This is a genomic window from Bradyrhizobium sp. WSM2793 (genome assembly GCF_000379585.1).
Classification (GTDB): domain Bacteria; phylum Pseudomonadota; class Alphaproteobacteria; order Rhizobiales; family Xanthobacteraceae; genus Bradyrhizobium.
This window is the reverse complement of the sequence record NZ_KB902787.1, coordinates 97,098-115,385: the sequence shown is the minus strand read 5'-3', so window position 1 is coordinate 115,385 and position 18,288 is coordinate 97,098. Positions and strand designations below refer to the sequence as shown.

At 59.8% G+C, this 18,288-nt stretch carries 15 protein-coding genes; all 15 read left to right on the top strand.

Annotated features, from left to right (window positions below):
• Nucleotides 1-54 precede the first annotated feature (54 nt).
• The 15 genes from A3AS_RS48400 (at nt 55) to nifK (ending at nt 18,258) form a co-directional block, all read left to right on the top strand.
• Nucleotides 55-1,149, top strand: a complete 1,095-nt coding sequence (locus tag A3AS_RS48400; protein WP_018319638.1) for a hypothetical protein — start codon at nt 55-57, stop codon at nt 1,147-1,149.
• Complete coding sequence (gene hypA / locus A3AS_RS45395; protein WP_018319637.1) at nt 1,142-1,483, top strand: hydrogenase maturation nickel metallochaperone HypA; 342 nt, start codon at nt 1,142-1,144, stop codon at nt 1,481-1,483. The genes A3AS_RS48400 and hypA overlap by 8 nt, the downstream gene beginning before the upstream one ends.
• Nucleotides 1,483-2,442 carry a hydrogenase nickel incorporation protein HypB gene (hypB, locus tag A3AS_RS45390; RefSeq protein ID WP_084674881.1) on the top strand — a complete coding sequence of 320 codons (960 nt, stop codon included), beginning with the start codon at nt 1,483-1,485 and terminating at the stop codon, nt 2,440-2,442. Before hypA ends, hypB begins: the two co-directional genes overlap by 1 nt.
• Nucleotides 2,439-4,679 (top strand): carbamoyltransferase HypF, encoded by a 2,241-nt coding sequence (gene hypF, locus A3AS_RS0121525; protein ID WP_018319634.1) that lies wholly within the window; start codon nt 2,439-2,441, stop codon nt 4,677-4,679. Before hypB ends, hypF begins: the two co-directional genes overlap by 4 nt.
• A 64-nt stretch (nt 4,680-4,743) precedes the next feature.
• Nucleotides 4,744-4,929 (top strand): HypC/HybG/HupF family hydrogenase formation chaperone, encoded by a 186-nt coding sequence (locus tag A3AS_RS0121520; RefSeq protein ID WP_026202226.1) that lies wholly within the window; start codon nt 4,744-4,746, stop codon nt 4,927-4,929.
• The gene (gene hypD, locus A3AS_RS0121515) at nt 4,926-6,068 is read left to right on the top strand and encodes a hydrogenase formation protein HypD (RefSeq protein WP_018319632.1); all 1,143 of its coding nucleotides are present in this window, start codon (nt 4,926-4,928) and stop codon (nt 6,066-6,068) included. Before A3AS_RS0121520 ends, hypD begins: the two co-directional genes overlap by 4 nt.
• On the top strand, nt 6,065-7,111 hold the full coding sequence (gene hypE, locus A3AS_RS0121510; protein ID WP_026202225.1) for a hydrogenase expression/formation protein HypE: 1,047 nt from the start codon (nt 6,065-6,067) through the stop codon (nt 7,109-7,111). The genes hypD and hypE overlap by 4 nt, the downstream gene beginning before the upstream one ends.
• Nucleotides 7,112-7,503: 392 nt before the next feature.
• Nucleotides 7,504-8,616 carry an alanine dehydrogenase gene (ald, locus tag A3AS_RS0121505; RefSeq protein ID WP_018319657.1) on the top strand — a complete coding sequence of 371 codons (1,113 nt, stop codon included), beginning with the start codon at nt 7,504-7,506 and terminating at the stop codon, nt 8,614-8,616.
• A 760-nt stretch (nt 8,617-9,376) separates the two neighbouring features.
• The gene (locus A3AS_RS45385) at nt 9,377-9,571 is read left to right on the top strand and encodes a 4Fe-4S dicluster domain-containing protein (protein ID WP_018319631.1); all 195 of its coding nucleotides are present in this window, start codon (nt 9,377-9,379) and stop codon (nt 9,569-9,571) included.
• Between the two features lie 194 nt (nt 9,572-9,765).
• Complete coding sequence (gene sufB, locus A3AS_RS0121500) at nt 9,766-11,262, top strand: Fe-S cluster assembly protein SufB (RefSeq protein ID WP_018319630.1); 1,497 nt, start codon at nt 9,766-9,768, stop codon at nt 11,260-11,262.
• Nucleotides 11,263-11,328: 66 nt separating this feature from the next.
• Nucleotides 11,329-12,081: a Fe-S cluster assembly ATPase SufC gene (gene sufC, locus A3AS_RS0121495; RefSeq protein ID WP_026202224.1), complete on the top strand. Its 753-nt coding sequence runs from the start codon at nt 11,329-11,331 to the stop codon at nt 12,079-12,081.
• Nucleotides 12,082-12,100: 19 nt separating this feature from the next.
• Entirely contained in the window at nt 12,101-13,423 is a 1,323-nt protein-coding gene (sufD, locus tag A3AS_RS0121490; protein ID WP_018319627.1) for a Fe-S cluster assembly protein SufD, read from the top strand.
• The gene (locus A3AS_RS0121485; protein ID WP_018319626.1) at nt 13,420-14,667 is read left to right on the top strand and encodes a cysteine desulfurase; all 1,248 of its coding nucleotides are present in this window, start codon (nt 13,420-13,422) and stop codon (nt 14,665-14,667) included. The genes sufD and A3AS_RS0121485 overlap by 4 nt, the downstream gene beginning before the upstream one ends.
• A gap of 465 nt (nt 14,668-15,132) precedes the next feature.
• A complete protein-coding gene (gene nifD / locus A3AS_RS0121480; protein ID WP_026202223.1) occupies nt 15,133-16,635 on the top strand; it encodes a nitrogenase molybdenum-iron protein alpha chain in 1,503 nt (500 codons plus the stop codon).
• 66 nt (nt 16,636-16,701) lie between these two features.
• The gene (gene nifK / locus A3AS_RS0121475; protein WP_018319624.1) at nt 16,702-18,258 is read left to right on the top strand and encodes a nitrogenase molybdenum-iron protein subunit beta; all 1,557 of its coding nucleotides are present in this window, start codon (nt 16,702-16,704) and stop codon (nt 18,256-18,258) included.
• Nucleotides 18,259-18,288 lie beyond the last annotated feature (30 nt).

The window sequence follows — 18,288 nt, the reverse complement described above, 5'->3', positions numbered from 1 at the left end:
CGCGCACAGCGACCGCCGGCATATCTTGCGCGGTATGATGGGGGAGCGGTGCGCATGAGCCTAGCTGCCCGCAACAAAATTGATGTCACCGTATCGCTTGCTACCGACGTAGTCGCCGCGGTTGAGATCCTGCCGCGAGTCCGACCGCCACTGACGCAGCTGTTCGCCGGCAAACAGGCCTCGTCACTGCTCAACGTGCTGCCGCGGCTCTTCGCGTTGTGTGCCGCTGCGCAGCAAACCGCACTGCTGTCCGCGATCGAGATGGCGCGCGATGAAGCGATCACCCGCGCAACAGAGCAGCATCGTATTGCGCTTATCGTTACCGAGCGCATCGCGGAATTGCTACGCGGCCTCTTTGTCGGACATCTTACGCAAGACGTCGCCAGTGCAGCGGTCATCCGCTCCCTGATGCGGGGAATGTCAGCGCTTGTCGGCTGCGCACAGCCAGCCTGGGGCTCCGCTCAACGCGAAGCAACAGCGCGGATTGTGGGTGCGCTGGCCGCGCTCGGCATGCCGAATGAGGGTGGCGCGCTGAGGTCCGGTAGCCCATTGGCGCTTCGCATTGCAGCGCTTGATGAGATCGACCTGAAGCCAATTCCGGCGGAGCACTCGTTCCTGTCGGTCGCCGACGACCGCAACATCATTAAACGGCTGCTCGTGGATGACGCGACATTTTGCTGTTGTCCCAATCTTGACGGACATGCGCCCGAGACGGGTCCATGGGCGCGCCAAATGACGCGTGATCGGCTCTCGCCGGGTCCCGTCGGTGCGGCCGAGCGATTGAGGGCCAGAATTACTGAAATCCTCCGGCTATGCGTCTGGCTCAAGTCCGGTGCTCAGATTGACTCCGCGGAGCATGGGATTATCGAAAGATATAAGCTAGGGCCCGGCCGTGCAGCGGCCGCGGTCGAATGCGCCAGGGGGCGTCTCTACCACGCGGTTGAGCTTGATTCTCAGGGCCGGATATCCCGCTTCGAATTCCTTGCGCCGACGGAGTGGAATTTCCACCGGCGCGGACCGCTTGTCCGGAACCTGCAGGGCGCGGTGCTGACGGCTAGACGACGTCGGGATGCAGTCCATGCGGTGATTGCATCGCTCGATCCGTGCGTCGGGTTCACCCTCAATTTTCGCGAAGTTGGCGATGCATGAAATGACGATTTGTCTTGGCATCATTCAAATCGTCGAGGAGGAGGTACGTCACCGATCCTTTTCGCGGGTGCGGAGCGTCTGTCTAGAGATGGGAGCGCTGAGCCATGCAGCGCCTGAAGCGATCAGGTTCTGCTTTGCTGTCGTTGCAACGCGAACCGTTGCCGAGGGCGCGGCCCTTAATATCGTCGAACTGCCAGGCGTTGCCTGGTGCATGAGCTGTTCGAAGAGCGTCGAAATTGCACGGCGCGGTGAATGCTGTCCTTGCTGCGGCAGCTATCAATTGCAGGTAACGGCGGGCGAACAGATGCGCGTGAAAGAGCTGGAGATCGATTGATGTGCACCGTTTGCGGCTGCGCCGAAGCGACGCCGTTGACCAAACGCGCGAAGGCGCATGATGCGGAGAGCCATGAGCGATACGATGCCCATGTGCAGGACGATTGCGATCCCGATTGCGCCCATCCGCATGGCGACCAAGGCCCGCAGCGTTCAAACCATGCTGGCGATGGTCATAGTCGCAATCATCGCTCTGCCCATCACCAGGCTCATGGCGTGCAGGCGCTTGTGAGCGGCGGCGCCGAGCCGGCTGGCTTGAAGGTCGGGGGCATGACCAGAGAGCGGGTCATTCAGGTCGAGCGCGATATTCTTGGCAAGAATAATGGGATTGCGGCGGACAACCGCGCGCTCTTTATAGCCGATGACCTCCTTGTATTTAATCTTTTGTCCAGTCCCGGTGCAGGTAAAACGACGTTGCTCGTCCGCGCCGTGCCCGAACTCAAGCGTAGCCGACCGGTCGGGGTCATCGAAGGCGACCAACAGACCTCGAACGATGCCGAACGCATTCGGGCCGCCGGCGTGCCAGCCATTCAAGTCAACACCGGCAAGGGTTGCCATCTCGATGCTGCAATGATTGGCGAGGCTTATCGGCGCTTGCCGCTGCTCACGGGCGGTATTCTCTTCATCGAGAACGTCGGTAATCTGATCTGTCCCGCAGCCTTCGATCTTGGCGAGGCCTGCAAGATCGTAGTGCTGTCGATGACCGAAGGTGAAGACAAGCCGCTCAAATATCCCGATATGTTTGCCGCTTCTTCGCTCATGGTTATCAACAAGATTGATCTGGCGTCGCTGCTTGAGTTCGATTTGGGCAAGACCATCGAATACGCCAGACGCGTCAATCCAAAGATCGACGTGCTTGTAGTTTCGGCGCGTACTGGCGAGGGTTTTGGCGCGCTCTACGCCTGGATCGATAGACAGGCGAGGCATCAGAGGCGCGCCGTAGAGGACACAAGGCGATGAGCGCCGCAACCACCTGCGACCGAACACGGCTGCGCGTGCGCGTGAGTGGGGCCGTGCAAGGGGTCGGGTTTCGTCCTTACGTCTATGGGCTCGCTATGCGGTACGGATTGGCGGGGTTTGTCATCAATGGCCCCGAGGGCGTTACGATCGAGGTCGAGGGCCACCGTGCCTCGGAGTTTGTCGCCACGTTGCCGCTCGAGGCGCCTCCATTGGCACGCGTCGACCACATCTGCGTTCGGGAGACTGCGGCGCTCGCGGCGAAAGACTTTTCGATCGGCACGAGCGAAGGCGGAAAATTGTCAACGCAGATCGTCGCTGATGCCGCGGCCTGCCAGCAATGCCTCAGTGAGCTGTTCGATCCAGAAAATCGGCATTACCTTTACCCCTTCATCAGTTGCTGCCATTGCGGCCCACGCTACACCATCGCCGAACGGCTTCCGTACGATCGCCGCAACACTGTGATGAGGGCTTTTGGGCTGTGCGCCGCCTGCGCGGCCGATTATGCCGATCCGGCGAGCCGCAGGTTTCATGCGGAGGCGATCGCGTGTCCGACATGCGGTCCTCGGCTCAGCCATGGGATCAGCGCCATTGTCGCGGCAATCGCGGGGGGACAAATCGTGGCGATAAAGGGGCTGGGCGGATACCAGCTTCTTTGCGATGCGCGTAACCAGGACGCCGTGCAGCGTTTGCGCAGGAGAAAGCATCGCCTTCAGAAGCCGTTCGCTGTTATGGTCGATTCCATAGAGCGCGTCAGCGACATCGCGGAGGCGAACGCGCCCGAGCTTGCGCTGCTCGAATCCGTAGCACGTCCCATCGTCCTTCTGCCTTCGCGCAACAATCTGGCGCCCGCCATAGCTCCTGGCTTAGCGCGTGTGGGTGTCATGCTGCCTGTAGCGCCGCTGCATCACCTGATCTTTCATGCGCTTCGCTCGGCAGGAGCATGTGCGGGGGCCGGCCCGGTCATCGTCGCCACCAGTGCCAATCTTTGCGGCGAACCGCTCCTGATCGACAACGCGCAGGCGCTGCGGCGGCTCAAGGGGATCGCCGACCTTATCGTGACCCATGATCGCGATATCCTGACGCGTGCTGATGACTCCGTGGTGTCGGTGGTGGCTGGCCGGCCGCAATTCATTCGTCGTGCCCGTGGCTATGTTCCCGAACCTATCCGGCTTACGAAGTCTGTGCCGCCCGTGCTCGCCGTCGGCGGCGCACTGAAATCGACCGTCACCATCACGCGGGACAACCAAGCGTTCGTCTCCCAGCATATTGGCGATCTGGATACGGCCGAAGGCATTCGTGCGTTCGAGGACACGATCCGACACCTCACATCGAGCCTTGACGTGGAGCCCGTCGTCATCGCCCATGATCTGCATCCCGATATGGCTTCCACGCGGTTTGCGGAAGCAAATGGCCGCGCGCTGGTGGCTGTCCAGCATCATCACGCACACGCTGCCGCAGTGATCGCCGAGCATGGCCATACGGGACCTGCGCTTGCCCTGGTGCTCGATGGCCATGGCTTTGGCTCCGAGGGCGGTAACTGGGGTGGCGAACTATTGTTGTGCGAAGGGACGAGGTGCCGACGCATCGGGCACTTAGCGCCCCTGCAAATGCCTGGTGGAGATCGTGCAGCCCGCGAGCCGTGGCGCATGGCGAGCGCAGTATTACACGGGCTCGGCCGGGGTAACGAAATCGAGCCGCGCTTTGCGGCGCAACGGCAGGCCGGATGTATGTCGGCCTTGCTCGATCAGCCGGGCGGGGCCACCACGACCAGTGCGGGCCGGTTGTTCGACGCGGCAGCGGCGCTGCTGGGGATTGCGAGTTTGCAGAGCTATGAGGGCGAAGCGGCGATGAAGCTCGAGGCGCTGGTGCGGCGGACTGCGATTCTCGAAGCCGGCTGGACGATCGATGGCGGCGTGCTGTCGCTTCGTCCGCTGTTTGCGCGGTTGGTTGCAGATGACATTGACGCCGCGGCCGGAGCCGGGCTGTTTCATGGCACCTTCGCTGCCGCCTGCGTTGACTGGGTCACGCGCTCTGCGCGGACAACCGGCGTTAATACCGTCGTTCTGAGCGGCGGCTGCTTCCTGAACGCGGTGCTGGCGGATGAAATCCCGCGCGGTTGCAGCGCTGCCGGCCTTACCCCGCTGGTGCCACGGCGGGTGCCCCCCAATGATGGCGGTTTGAGCCTTGGCCAGGCCTGGATTGCCGCTCTGCAGATTGCTCAACGCTCGTCGGCCTGAGGAGGAAGAGCCTGATATGTGTCTTTCGGTTCCGGCAAAGATTGCGAAAATTCTTCCCAATGACATGGCCGTCGTGTCCATCGATGGCATCAGCCTGGAGATATCGATTGCTCTCATCGACGAGCTCGAGGTCGGCGATTGCGTCCTTGTCCATGTCGGCTATGCGCTGGCCAAGATCGATCCGACGGAAGCCAAGCGCACGCTGGAGCTCCTGCAGGAGCTAGGCAGCGAAGGGGAACGCCGATCATGAAATATTCCGACGAATTTCGCGACAAGACCATCGCGCAGGGACTTGCGCGTGCGATTGGCGCCGAGGTAAGTTCGCAAAGAGCCTATCGGTTCATGGAATTTTGCGGCGGACACACTCATGCGATCTCCCGCTACGGCCTGGAGGATCTGCTGCCCGCGAACGTCCGCATGATCCACGGGCCCGGTTGTCCCGTCTGCGTTCTGCCCGCCAGCCGAATCGACATGGCGATCCGGCTCGTCGACCGACCAGAGGTCACTCTGTGCGTCTACGGCGACCTGATGCGCGCGCCTGGGTCGCAAGGACAGTCCCTGTTGCGAGCTAAAGCGCTCGGCGCCGACATTCGGATGGTCTACTCGACGCTCGACGCTATCCGGCTCGCCGAACAGGCGCCGAGCCGCGAGGTGGTCTTCTTTGCCATCGGATTTGAGACCACGACGCCCCCGACGGCGGTCATGATCCGAATTGCCGAGAAGAAGCGGCTGAAGGGCCTGAGCGTGTTCTGCAACCACGTGCTTACACCCTCTGCGATGCACAGCATTCTCGAGAACCCGAAGATCCGCAACACTGGCGGGGTCCCAATTGACGGCTTCATCGGGCCTGCACATGTCAGCACCATTATCGGTACGCAGCCCTACGAGCCCCTGGCGGAACAATTCGGCAAGCCCATCGTGGTCGCGGGATTTGAACCCCTCGACGTGATGCAGGCGATCCTGATGCTGGTGCGGCAGGTGAACCAAGACCGCTACGAGGTGGAGAACCAATACAGCCGTGCAGTGACACGCGAAGGCAATCGGCGGGCCAAGGAAGAGGTATCGCAGATATTCGAACTGCGTGAGCAGTTTGAATGGCGTGGGCTCGGACTCGTACCCAACAGCGGACTGAAGCTGAAGCGGGCTTACACGCAATTCGACGCCGAGACGCGTTTTGCGATCCACGACCTGCGTGTCGCAGACAATCCGGCGTGCGAGTGCTGCGCGATCCTGCGTGGCGCCAAGCGGCCGGTCGATTGTAAGCTGTTTGGAACCGTATGCACGCCGGAAACTCCCATAGGGTCCTGCATGGTGTCATCGGAAGGCGCTTGTGCGGCGTATTGGACCTATGGCCGAGTTCGCGATGAACAGTTGAGGCCGACGTCATGAGCGTAAAGGCCTATCAACGCAAGCTCGACGTCGAGAACGGACGCGTTGATCTTTCCCACGGATCTGGGGGCCGTGCCATGGCACAGCTGATCTCCGGGCTTTTTCACCAAGCCTTTGGTAATGAATGGCTCGCCCGCTGCAATGATCAGTCGGCGTTTGACGTTGCGGCAGGCAGGATGGTGATGACGACCGACGGCTATGTGGTCTCGCCGCTGTTCTTTCCCGGCGGCAATATCGGGTCACTGGCTGTGCACGGCACGATCAATGATGTCGCGATGTCCGGCGCGCGTCCCCTCTATCTGTCGGCCAGTTTTATCATCGAGGAGGGCTTCCGGTTTTCGGATCTGAAGGCGATCGCGGATTCGATGGGCGCGGCAGCGCGCGGGGCCGGCGTTTACATCATTGCCGGGGACACCAAGGTCGTCGAGCGCGGCAAGGCGGATGGTCTGTTCATCTCTACGACCGGGATCGGGATCGTGGCCGATGGGCTCGATCTCTCCGCCGACAAGGCAAGGATCGGGGATCGTGTACTGGTGTCCGGTAGCCTCGGCGATCACGGAGTGGCGATCATGTCAAAACGGCAGAACGTCGCTTTTCAAACTGAGATCGTCTCGGATTCCGCAGCGTTGCATAACCTCGTAGAGGTCATGGTTGCCGCCGGCGGTGGCGGCATCCGGGTGATGCGCGACCCCACGCGCGGTGGGCTCGCCGCGACCCTCAACGAGATTGCGCATCAATCCGACCTCGGGTTCCATCTGCAGGAAGCATCCATTCCGGTGAAGCCCGCGGTTGCGGCTACCTGCGAACTCCTTGGACTCGATCCGATCCATGTCGCCAATGAGGGCAAGCTCGTTGCGATCGTCGCGCCTGATTTGGCCGATGCCGTGCTTGCAGCCATGAAGGCGCACCCGCTCGGGTCCGATGCAGCTGATATTGGCGAGGCGGTGGCTGACGATCGGAAATTTGTGCAGATGGCGACCGGTTTCGGCGGCCGACGAATCGTCGATTGGTTGTGGGGTGAACAATTGCCTCGGATCTGTTGAACACGCTGCGCATCGTCCAGTTTTTGGAAACCAAATTTATGATCAACGGTCATTAGCCATCAGCCATCAGCTCTGGAAACGATCCCTTCTATGGGCAATCCTGCCCAACCGGCAGACTGCGATTTCGCTCTTTAAAGAAGTTTCGGCGAGGCTGGATTTCAGTTGTTAGCTTTTCCGCGAGCCTAGAACGCAATTCGAAACGATTCATCGGCATCGCGCAGTTTCGACGGTTAAGCTCAGCGGGCATCGTCACACGATCCGCTCGGCACCCGTGGTTGAAATCCTGCGAAGCTTGTCAAATATCGCTGAATTCCTGCGCCATTTTGACGGCTGGGTCGCAATATCGCTGCGCGCTTCCGATTAGAAAGGCGCTTCAGGCAGGGAGTTTTCAAATGAAGGTCGGAGTCCCCAAGGAAATCAAGGCGCACGAATATCGCGTGGGCCTTACCCCTGGAGCTGTCCGCGAATACGTGGCAGCGGGCCACCGCGTGATGATCGAGGCCAATGCCGGCGCTGGCATTGGTGCAACCGATGACGATTATCGCAATGCTGGTGCAACGATTCTAACTTCCGCAGTTGAGGTATTCGCATCGAGCGAGATGATCGTAAAGGTTAAGGAGCCTCAGCCGTCCGAATGGTGTCAGCTGCGGGAAAATCAGATCCTGTTCACTTATCTGCATCTGGCCCCCGACCCGGAACAGGCCAAGGGCCTACTGAAATCTGGATGCACCGCGATCGCCTATGAGACCGTAACCGATGCGCATGGTGGTCTTCCACTGCTGGCGCCGATGAGCGAGGTCGCGGGTAGGCTTGCGATCGAAGCGGCGGGTAGCGCCCTGAAGCGGAGTGCAGGCGGACGAGGACTGTTGATCGGTGGGGTACCCGGTGTTCAGCCGGCCCGAATCGTGGTGATCGGAGGTGGCGTCGTTGGCACGCACGCGGCACGCATGGCGGTCGGCTTGGGCGCAGAGGTGACCATCATCGACCGTTCGATACTCCGGCTCCGCGAGTTGGACGAGCTATTCGAAGGACGCGTTCGCACCAGGTTTTCGACCATCGACTCCGTGGAGGAAGAGGTATTTGCGGCGGATGTGGTGATTGGTGCGGTGCTCGTTCCAGGTGCGAGCGCGCCGAAGCTGGTCCGCCGGAGCATGCTGAGCTCGATGCGCAAGGGGGCGGTCCTCGTGGATGTCGCTATCGATCAGGGCGGCTGCTTTGAGACATCGCAGCCAACCACTCACGCTGAGCCAACTTACGAAGTGGATGGCGTCATTCATTATTGCGTGGCCAATATGCCCGGCGCCGTGCCGCTGACCTCGAGCCAGGCACTGAATAACGCGACGCTGCCGTTTGGTTTGGCTCTGGCCAACAAGGGCTTTTCCGCCGTGCTCGAAAATCCGCATTTGCGCGCAGGCCTCAACGTTCATCGGGGCCGGCTAACTTACAAAGCGGTGGCCGAAAGCCTCGGGCTGCCCTTCTCACCGATCGAACAGGCTGCGGCCTGATCCCAGAGGCCCATTATGGGCGTTTCCTCCCTGACTTAAGGCCACCCTTCGGGGTGGCTTTTTTTCGGCTCCATCAATCTGCTGACCGGCGCCGGCATTTATTTGCCACGCGGAGCGAAGCGGAGGATCACCAGACGAAGGCCTGGCTTCAGTCGCCTGCACGATGCGAGACAATGTACTTTCGCCCCTTACAGCGCACGAATGCCGGTTTTGCCAAGTCATCCAAGGCAATTGAGAATGCCTCCCGCGAGTCCCCAGGGCACCCGCGATCACCTCAGCGACTTTATCTGGCGCGATCGCAGCGACCTTTTCTGACTGGCTGTGGGGACGCGGACCGGACCGGTGATCACTGCGCTGGTTGTTCATCGTGGTGATGTCGCCGAAGCCGCCGCTGTCCCGGTGAGTGGAACCAACAAGTTGCGGCTCGGGGTCGACCTGACACACCGGCGGAGAACTTTGTGAAGTAGCGCGGCGCTTCGATCGTAGCCGCGGCACGGCGGCCTTGGGAAGGATTGCAGATCGTTCCCTGAGGTTGGCTAATGCGGTTCACCTGATCGGCTGACTGCCGTGAGATCGACCATGTGTAAACCACGGCATCGAGATCAAGCTGCTGTCATGCCCGTTGTAGGATTTGCGACACCGTGTCGAGGCGGCGAGTCGCGTTATCGAAAATAGCCCAGACAAATCAAGGTTAAACTGTCTGGCACAAGACTTGAAAGCAAGAAACTGTCCCGCACCTTTTGCTCATGGAATCGCAGTGATGGCCTACAAGATAATCGCATCCCAGTGCACCGTCTGCGGAGCGTGTGAGTACGAATGTCCCAATGCCGCGATCAGCCTGAAGAACGACATATATGTGATCAATCCGACCCAGTGTACCCAATGTGAGGGGCATTTTGACGCGCCGCAATGCGCCGTCGTTTGCCCGGTGCCCGATACCTGCGTGCCGGCATAGGTGGAGTAGCCGATGAGAGGAGCTCCGGCACGAAACATGATGAAGACGCTATCGACAGCCGCCGCCTTTTGGATCCGTCTCCTGTTTCTCTCACTCGCTGGCCCCGAGTTGGCCGTGACTTGCGCGGTCCGCTCGGAGAGATTGCGGCGCAATCCTCGGCGTCGGGAGTTGTCGTTGCACGAGCGGAGCGGGCAATGGTAGCTGTACAAGAGACGGTCGAGCGCGTCCGGCACATCGACGTCGACCAGTATCGATATGGGTTTGAAACGCTGATCGAGTCCGACAAGGCCCCCAAGGGTCTCTCGGAAGAGATCGTAAAGTTCATCTCGCAGAAAAAGAATGAACCCGCCTGGATGCTGGAATGGCGCCTGGAGGCGTATCGCCGCTGGCTGACCATGTTCGAGCCGACCTGGGCGCGCGTCGACTATCCCAAGATCGACTTCCAGGACGTCTACTATTACGCGGCGCCTAAGCCGAAGAAGACGCTGTCCTCGATCGACGAGATCGATCCGGAGATCCTGAAAACCTACGAGAAGCTCGGCATCCCGCTGCGCGAGGTCGCGACCCTCGAGGGCGTCGAGCCGCCACCCGGCGGGGAACAGACGCCGAACCGCAAGATCGCGATCGACGCGGTCTTCGATTCGGTTTCGGTTGCGACCACCTTCAAGGCGGAGCTGAAGAAGGCCGGTGTGATCTTCATGCCGATCTCGGAGGCGATCCGTGAGCACCCTGAACTGGTCCAGAAATATCTCGGCTCCGTGGTACCGACGTCGGACAATTTCTACGCGACATTGAACTCGGCGGTGTTCTCCGACGGCTCGTTCGTCTACGTGCCGCCGGGCGTGCGCTGCCCGATGGAGCTGTCGACCTATTTCCGCATCAACGAGCGCAATACCGGCCAGTTCGAGCGCACGCTGATCATCGCCGACAAGGGCGCCTACGTTTCCTATCTCGAGGGCTGCACCGCGCCGCAGCGCGACGAGAACCAGCTGCACGCGGCCGTGGTCGAGCTGGTCGCGCTCGCCGATGCCGAAATCAAATATTCGACGGTGCAGAACTGGTACCCCGGCAATTCCGAAGGCAAGGGCGGCATCTACAATTTCGTCACCAAGCGTGGCGACTGCCGCGGCGCCCATTCCAAGATCTCGTGGACCCAGGTCGAAACGGGTTCGGCGATCACCTGGAAATATCCGAGCTGCATCCTGCGCGGCGATAATTCCCGCGGCGAGTTCTACTCGATCGCGATCTCGAACGGCTTCCAGCAGGTCGATTCGGGAACCAAGATGATTCATCTCGGCAAGAACACGTCGAGCCGGATCATCTCCAAGGGCATTGCTGCCGGCAAATCGCAGAACACCTATCGCGGCCTCGTCACCGCGCACCGCAAAGCGACCGGCGCGCGCAACTTCACCGCCTGCGATTCCTTGTTGATCGGCGACAAATGCGGCGCGCACACCGTGCCGTACATCGAAGCCAAAAATTCGTCGGCGACGTTCGAGCACGAGGCGACGACCTCGAAGATCTCCGAGGACGTGCTGTTCTACTGCATCCAGCGCGGCGTCAGCCAAGAAGAGGCCGTCGGCCTCGTCGTCAACGGCTTCGTCAAGGACGTTCTGCAAAAACTGCCGATGGAGTTCGCAGTGGAGGCGCAGAAGCTGATCTCGATCTCGCTCGACGGATCTGTCGGATAACCAAACCTCCCGCGAGCCCTCTCGAATGCGGCTCGCCAGATGACGCATTTCAGGGATCGGATCAGAATGGCGCTACTCGAAATCGGAGATTTGCAGGTTGGTGTCGAAGACCGCGAAATTATTCGCGGCCTCGATCTTGACGTCAATGCGGGTGAGGTGCACGCGATCATGGGGCCGAACGGCTCCGGCAAATCGACGCTCTCTCATGTCATCGCCGGCAAGCCCGGCTATGAGATCAACGGCGGACAAATCCTGTTCAGGGGCGAGAACCTGTTGCGGATGCAGCCAAATGAACGCGCCGCCAAGGGCGTGTTCCTGGCATTCCAGTATCCGGTCGAGATCCCCGGCGTGACCAACATGAACTTCCTTCGGGCGGCACTGAACGCCCAGCGCAAGGCGCGCGACCAACGGGAATTCTCCACCCCCGAATTTCTGAAAAGAGTCCGCGAGGTGGCCGGTTCGCTCAACATTCCCCAGGACATGATCAAGCGCAGCGTCAATGTCGGCTTCTCCGGCGGCGAGAAGAAGCGCAATGAAATTTTGCAGATGGCGCTGTTCGAGCCGAGACTGTGCATCCTGGACGAGATCGATTCCGGCCTCGATATCGACGCGCTGCGTATCGTCGCCAGCGGCATCAACGCCTTGCGTTCGCCGGAACGAGCGATGCTCGTGATCACCCACTATCGGCGGCTTCTCGACCATATCGTGCCGGACATTGTGCACGTGATGTCGAAAGGGCGGGTCATGAAGAGCGGCGGAAAAGAACTCGCGCTGGAGCTCGAGGCTTGTGGCTACGCCCAATTCGAAGACGCGGCCTGACGGCTCTAGGGATTCCCCGATGAAGCAGGTTTTTGCCAAAGCCGACGCCGAACGCGCAATGCACAATGTTTTCGCTGCGGCGCGTGGACGGCTGCCTGGTGCAGGCCCTGTCCCCCAAATCCGGGCGAGGGCATTCGAGCTCTACGAGCGTACCGGCCTCCCGCATCGGCGCATGGAGGATTGGAAATACACTGATCTACGCGCCCTGATCGGCGAGGTGCTGCCACTCGCTCCGCGACCGGATGCGGAGGCGCTGGTGCGCGCAAAGGTGTCGGCCAAGCAAGTGGCTGCCGATCAGGCGGTCAAGCTCGTTTTGGTGGATGGCATATTCGCGCCGGAGCTGTCCGATTTCGGCGGGCTTGAAAATGAAGTCGTTGTGCGGTCGCTGCGAGAGGTTCTGGAGAATTCGGCCACTGCGGCCATGGCCGGTCTGGTGCTGTCGACGACGAGCGATCCGGCAATCTCGCTCAATGCCGCAATGGCGACAGATGGCCTGGTGATTACGGTCGCCGATGGCAATGCGGTGAAGCGTCCAATTCAAATCATTCACGTCGCAACCGGACTGTCGGTGTCCACCTTTACACGCTCCTATCTGCAGCTCGGTAAAGGAGCGCATGCGGCCATCGTCGAAAGTTTCGTCCCGGCTGAAGGCGCGAGCGGCTATCAAGCCAACGATGCGATAATCGCCCTGGTTGGTGACGAGGCGAGCCTTTCGCATATCCGCGTGGCAGCCGATGCCTCCGACGCCGTGAACATCTCCTCGGCGATCATCGCAGTCGGCGCCAAGGCTAAGCTCGACCTCTTCAGCATGACCTGCAGCGGCTCCATCAGTCGCTATCAGGGATTCATCACGCTGGCCGGCGAGGGAACCAAGCTTTCGGCGAATGGGGTTAATCTCATCAGGGACAAGCTGCACGCCGACACAACGATCGTGGTCGACCACGCCGTACCACATTGCACCAGTCGGGAGAAGTTCCGCGCGGTCGTCGACGATTGCGGCCGCTCGGTGTTTCAGGGCAGAATCGTCGTTCGTCCCGCCGCCCGCAAGACGGACGCCACCCTGACGACGCGAGCGTTGCTCCTATCGGACCAGGCCGAGGCCGACAATCAGCCCGAACTTGAAATCTTGGCTGACGACGTGACCTGCGGCCACGGAGCGACTTCCGGTGCGCTCGACGACACTCTCGTATTCTATCTGCGCGCTCGGGGGCTACCCGAGAAGGATGCGCAGATGTTGCTGATTAAAGCGTTCCTTGGCGAGTCGATTGAGGAGATCACTTCCGAGAACCTACGCGATTTTGTGGCAGCGCAAGCTGAACACTGGCTGCAGGCGGGGCGATGAGCGCACATCCCGCCGTGAGCAATGGTAGTTACGAGGTCAACCGTCTGCGTTCTGACTTTCCTGCGCTGGCCATGACGGTGTACGGCAAGCCGCTTGTTTACCTCGATAACGCTGCATCCGCGCAAAAGCCCAACGCGGTGCTGGACCGTATGATGCAGGTGTACTCCAGCGAATACGCCAACGTTCATCGCGGCTTGCACTACCTCGCTAACGCGGCGACCGAGGCGTATGAAGGCGCCCGTACCAAGGTGGCGCAGTTTGTGAACGCGCATTTAAACGAAGAGATCATCTTCACCCGGAGCGCCACGGAGGCGATCAATCTGGTCGCCCAGACTTTTGGCCGTGAACGCATTACCCCCGGTGATGAGATCGTTCTCTCGATTATGGAACACCACTCCAACATTGTGCCATGGCACCTTCTCAGGGAACGACTCGGTGCAGTGATCAAATGGGCGCCAGTGGATGATGACGGAAACTTTTTGCTCGATGATTTTGAGCGACTGCTGACCCCGCGCACCAAGATGGTTGCAATCACACAAATGTCGAACGTTCTCGGCACGGTGTTGCCGGTGAAAGAGGTGGTGAGGATCGCGCATGCTCGTGGTATCCCGGTGCTCGTCGACGGCTCGCAAGGATGCGTCCATCTGAGCGCCGACGTCCGCGACATTGATTGCGATTTCTACGTCATGACGGGCCACAAACTCTATGGTCCGACTGGGATCGGTGTGCTTTACGGCAAGTCTGAGCATCTGGCATCGATGCCGCCCTTCAATGGCGGCGGGGAGATGATTCGCGAGGTCTCGCGTTCCGGAGTCATTTATGGTGATCCGCCACACCGGTTCGAAGCGGGTACGCCGCCGATCGTCGAAGCCATCGGTTTAGGCGCGGCTATCGATTACATCAATTCAATAGGCAAGGTGCAGATCCGCAGGCACGAGAGCGTACTGCTCGCTTACGCGCAGGAGAGGCTGGCGGATATCAACTTCGTGCGCATGATCGCGACCCCGGCCGAGAAGGGACCGATCATTTGTTTTGATATGAAGGGTGCGCACGCGCATGATATTGCCACCGTCGTCGACCGCGCCGGTGTAGCGATGCGGGCGGGGGCCCACTGTGCGATGCCGCTGCTCAAGCGCTTCGGCATGCTGGCGACGTGCCGTGCGTCGCTCGGACTTTACAATACACGTGAAGAGATTGATGTGCTCGTGCGTGCGCTTATCAAGGCGCGGCAGCTGTTCTCGTGATTCGGCGAGCCTACGACGTCCTGTGGCGAGGCAGCTCGCATTGAAGTCTGGAGGATGAGGTCATGCACCTCATCGTCATCGCAGCAGGTAAGCACCTGTAGGTCTCAGCAAGCATAGATAGCATTGGCAAGCCTGTGTCGGCCAGCCGGCCTTGCAGCCGGTCTTCCTGCACGGCCGCCTTCGGCGAGCGCGATCGCAGAGTACTGCGATCGCGGACACGCTCGAGAATTGGGCGGGCAATTCACGCATAGCCAGCCCTTGTTCCTTTTCGAACAGGGCCAAACCAAGAGTTCTCTGCCCAAAGCGTGATGTCGGGTTCGCGACAACACCCCCTTTCACCGCACGAGGCGCGCTAAGCGATTTTGATTGCTGTGTTTTTTGTGCTCACGCGACGCTGGCATGCTGGTTGCAAAAGTCTTGGTCAAGAAGCCGCCCTCGCAACAGCTAACCTTTGAAGGACATCAGATGAGTCTCGCCACGACCCAGAGCATCGCAGAAATCAGGGCTCGCAACAAAGAGCTGATCGAGGAGGTGCTGAAGGTCTATCCGGAGAAAACCGCGAAACGGCGTGCCAAGCACCTCAACGTTCACCAAGCCGGCAAGTCTGACTGCGGGGTGAAGTCCAACATCAAATCCATACCTGGCGTGATGACGATCAGAGGCTGCGCCTATGCAGGGTCAAAGGGGGTGGTCTGGGGACCGATCAAGGACATGGTCCATATCAGCCATGGCCCGGTCGGCTGCGGTCAGTATTCGTGGGGCTCGCGACGCAACTATTACGTTGGCACGACGGGCATCGATAGCTTCGTGACCCTGCAGTTCACCTCCGACTTCCAAGAAAAGGATATCGTATTCGGTGGCGACAAAAAGCTGGTGAAGATCCTTGACGAAATCCAGGAGCTGTTTCCACTCAACAACGGCATCACGATCCAATCGGAATGCCCGATCGGCTTGATCGGTGACGACATCGAGGCCGTATCAAGAGCGAAATCCAAGGAATATGGCGGCAAGACCATCGTGCCGGTCCGTTGTGAGGGCTTTCGGGGCGTGTCGCAGTCACTAGGCCACCACATTGCCAACGACGCGGTGCGGGATTGGATTTTCGACCAGCTCGAGCCCGACGGCAAGCCAAAGTTCGAGCCGACGCCGTACGATGTTGCGATCATCGGAGACTACAATATTGGCGGCGACGCCTGGTCATCACGAATTCTGCTGGAGGAGATGGGCCTGCGGGTGATCGCGCAGTGGTCCGGCGACGGTTCACTGGCTGAGCTCGAGGCAACGCCGAAGGCAAAGCTCAACATTCTGCATTGCTACCGTTCCATGAACTACATCTCTCGCCACATGGAAGAGAAGTTCGGTATTCCGTGGTGCGAGTACAACTTCTTCGGACCGTCAAAGATTGCAGAGTCGCTGCGCAAGATTGCGGGTTATTTCGACGACAAGATTAAGGAAGGCGCCGAGCGGGTGATTGAAAAGTACCAACCGCTGGTGAACGCCGTGATCGCGAAATATCGCCCGCGCCTGGAGGGCAGGACGGTGATGCTGTACGTCGGCGGGCTCCGCCCGCGTCATGTGATTGGCGCATACGAGGACCTCGGGATGGAAGTTATTGGCACCGGATACGAGTTCGGTCACAACGACGACTATCAGCGCACAGCTCAGCACTACGTAAAGGACAGCACGCTCATCTACGATGACGTCAATGGCTATGAGTTCGAGCGCTTCGTCGAAAAGCTCAAGCCTGACCTTGTCGGCTCGGGCATCAAGGAAAAATACGTTTTCCAAAAGATGGGTGTGCCGTTCCGGCAGATGCACTCCTGGGACTATTCGGGTCCATATCACGGCTATGACGGCTTTGCGATCTTTGCGCGCGACATGGACATGGCCGTCAACTCGCCGGTCTGGAAGAAAACGAAGGCCCCTTGGAAGGAAGCTTCGAGGGCCAAGCTCCTGGCTGCAGAATAAAGCAACTCATCTCGCTCTCTGGGAAAGCCGGGGCGATACCAATCTCGATAGTGAAGGACTTCAACAATGGCGCAGAGTGCCGAACACGTGCTCGATCATCTCGAACTGTTCCGCGGTCCAGAATACCAGCAGATGCTGGCCAAGAAAAAGATATTCGAGAATCCTCGCGATCCCGCCGAGGTCGAACGTATCAAGGAATGGACGAAAACGGCCGAATATCGCGAAAAGAACTTTGCGCGGGAGGCGCTAGCGGTAAATCCGGCCAAGGCCTGCCAGCCGCTTGGCGCCGTATTCGCCTCTGTTGGCTTTGAGGGCACGCTGCCCTTCGTCCACGGCTCGCAAGGCTGCGTGGCTTATTACCGCAGCCATCTGTCGCGGCACTTCAAGGAGCCTAGCTCCTGCGTTTCTTCGTCGATGACGGAAGACGCTGCAGTATTCGGCGGCCTGAACAACATGATCGACGGGCTCGCGAACAGCTACAACATGTACAAACCCAAGATGATTGCGGTCTCCACGACCTGCATGGCCGAGGTGATCGGCGATGACCTCAACGCTTTCATCAAGACGTCAAAAGAGAAAGGCTCGGTTCCGGCGGACTTCGACGTGCCGTTCGCCCACACGCCGGCGTTCGTCGGCAGCCACGTCACCGGTTATGACAATGCGCTCAAGGGCATTCTGGAGCATTTTTGGGACGGCAAGGCCGGAACAGCGCCGAAGCTGGAGCGCAAGCCGAACGGGGCGATCAACATCATTGGTGGGTTCGATGGCTATACCGTCGGAAACCTTCGCGAGATCAAGCGCATCTTGGCGTTGATGGGCATCCAGCACACGATTCTCGCCGATAATTCTGAAGTCTTCGATACTCCGACAGACGGCGAATTCCGGATGTATGACGGCGGCACGACGCTGGAAGATGCGGCCAACGCGGTTCACGCCAAGGCGACAATCTCCATGCAGCAGTGGTGCACCGAAAAAACGCTGCCATTCGTGGCTGAGCATGGGCAGGACGTCGTATCCTTCAACTACCCGGTGGGCTTATCCGCAACGGATGACTTTCTCGTGGCGCTGTCACGCATCAGCGGCAAGGAAATTCCCGAGCAACTCGCGCGAGAACGTGGCCGCCTGGTCGATGCCATCGCTGACTCCAGCTCGCATATCCATGGCAAGAAGTTCGCGATCTATGGCGATCCGGATCTTTGCTATGGGTTGGCTGCGTTTCTGCTCGAACTCGGCGCCGAACCGACCCATGTGCTGTCCACCAACGGCAACAAGGCGTGGCACGAAAAAATGCAGGCGCTGCTTGCTAGCTCGCCATTTGGGCAGGGGTGCCAAGCCTATCCGGGCCGAGACCTCTGGCACATGCGTTCACTCCTGTTCACCGAGCCGGTCGATTTTCTGATTGGCAACACCTATGGCAAGTATCTGGAGCGTGATACCGGAACGCCACTGATCCGCATCGGCTTTCCGGTTTTTGATCGGCATCACCATCACCGCTCCCCCCTATGGGGCTATCAGGGCGGCCTGAATGTGCTGGTGAAGATCCTGGACAAGATCTTCGACGAGATCGACAAGAAGACAAACGTTCTTGGCAAAACTGACTACAGCTTCGACATCATTCGTTGATGAGCGACCGTGCGCGTGCCATCGCCCAAG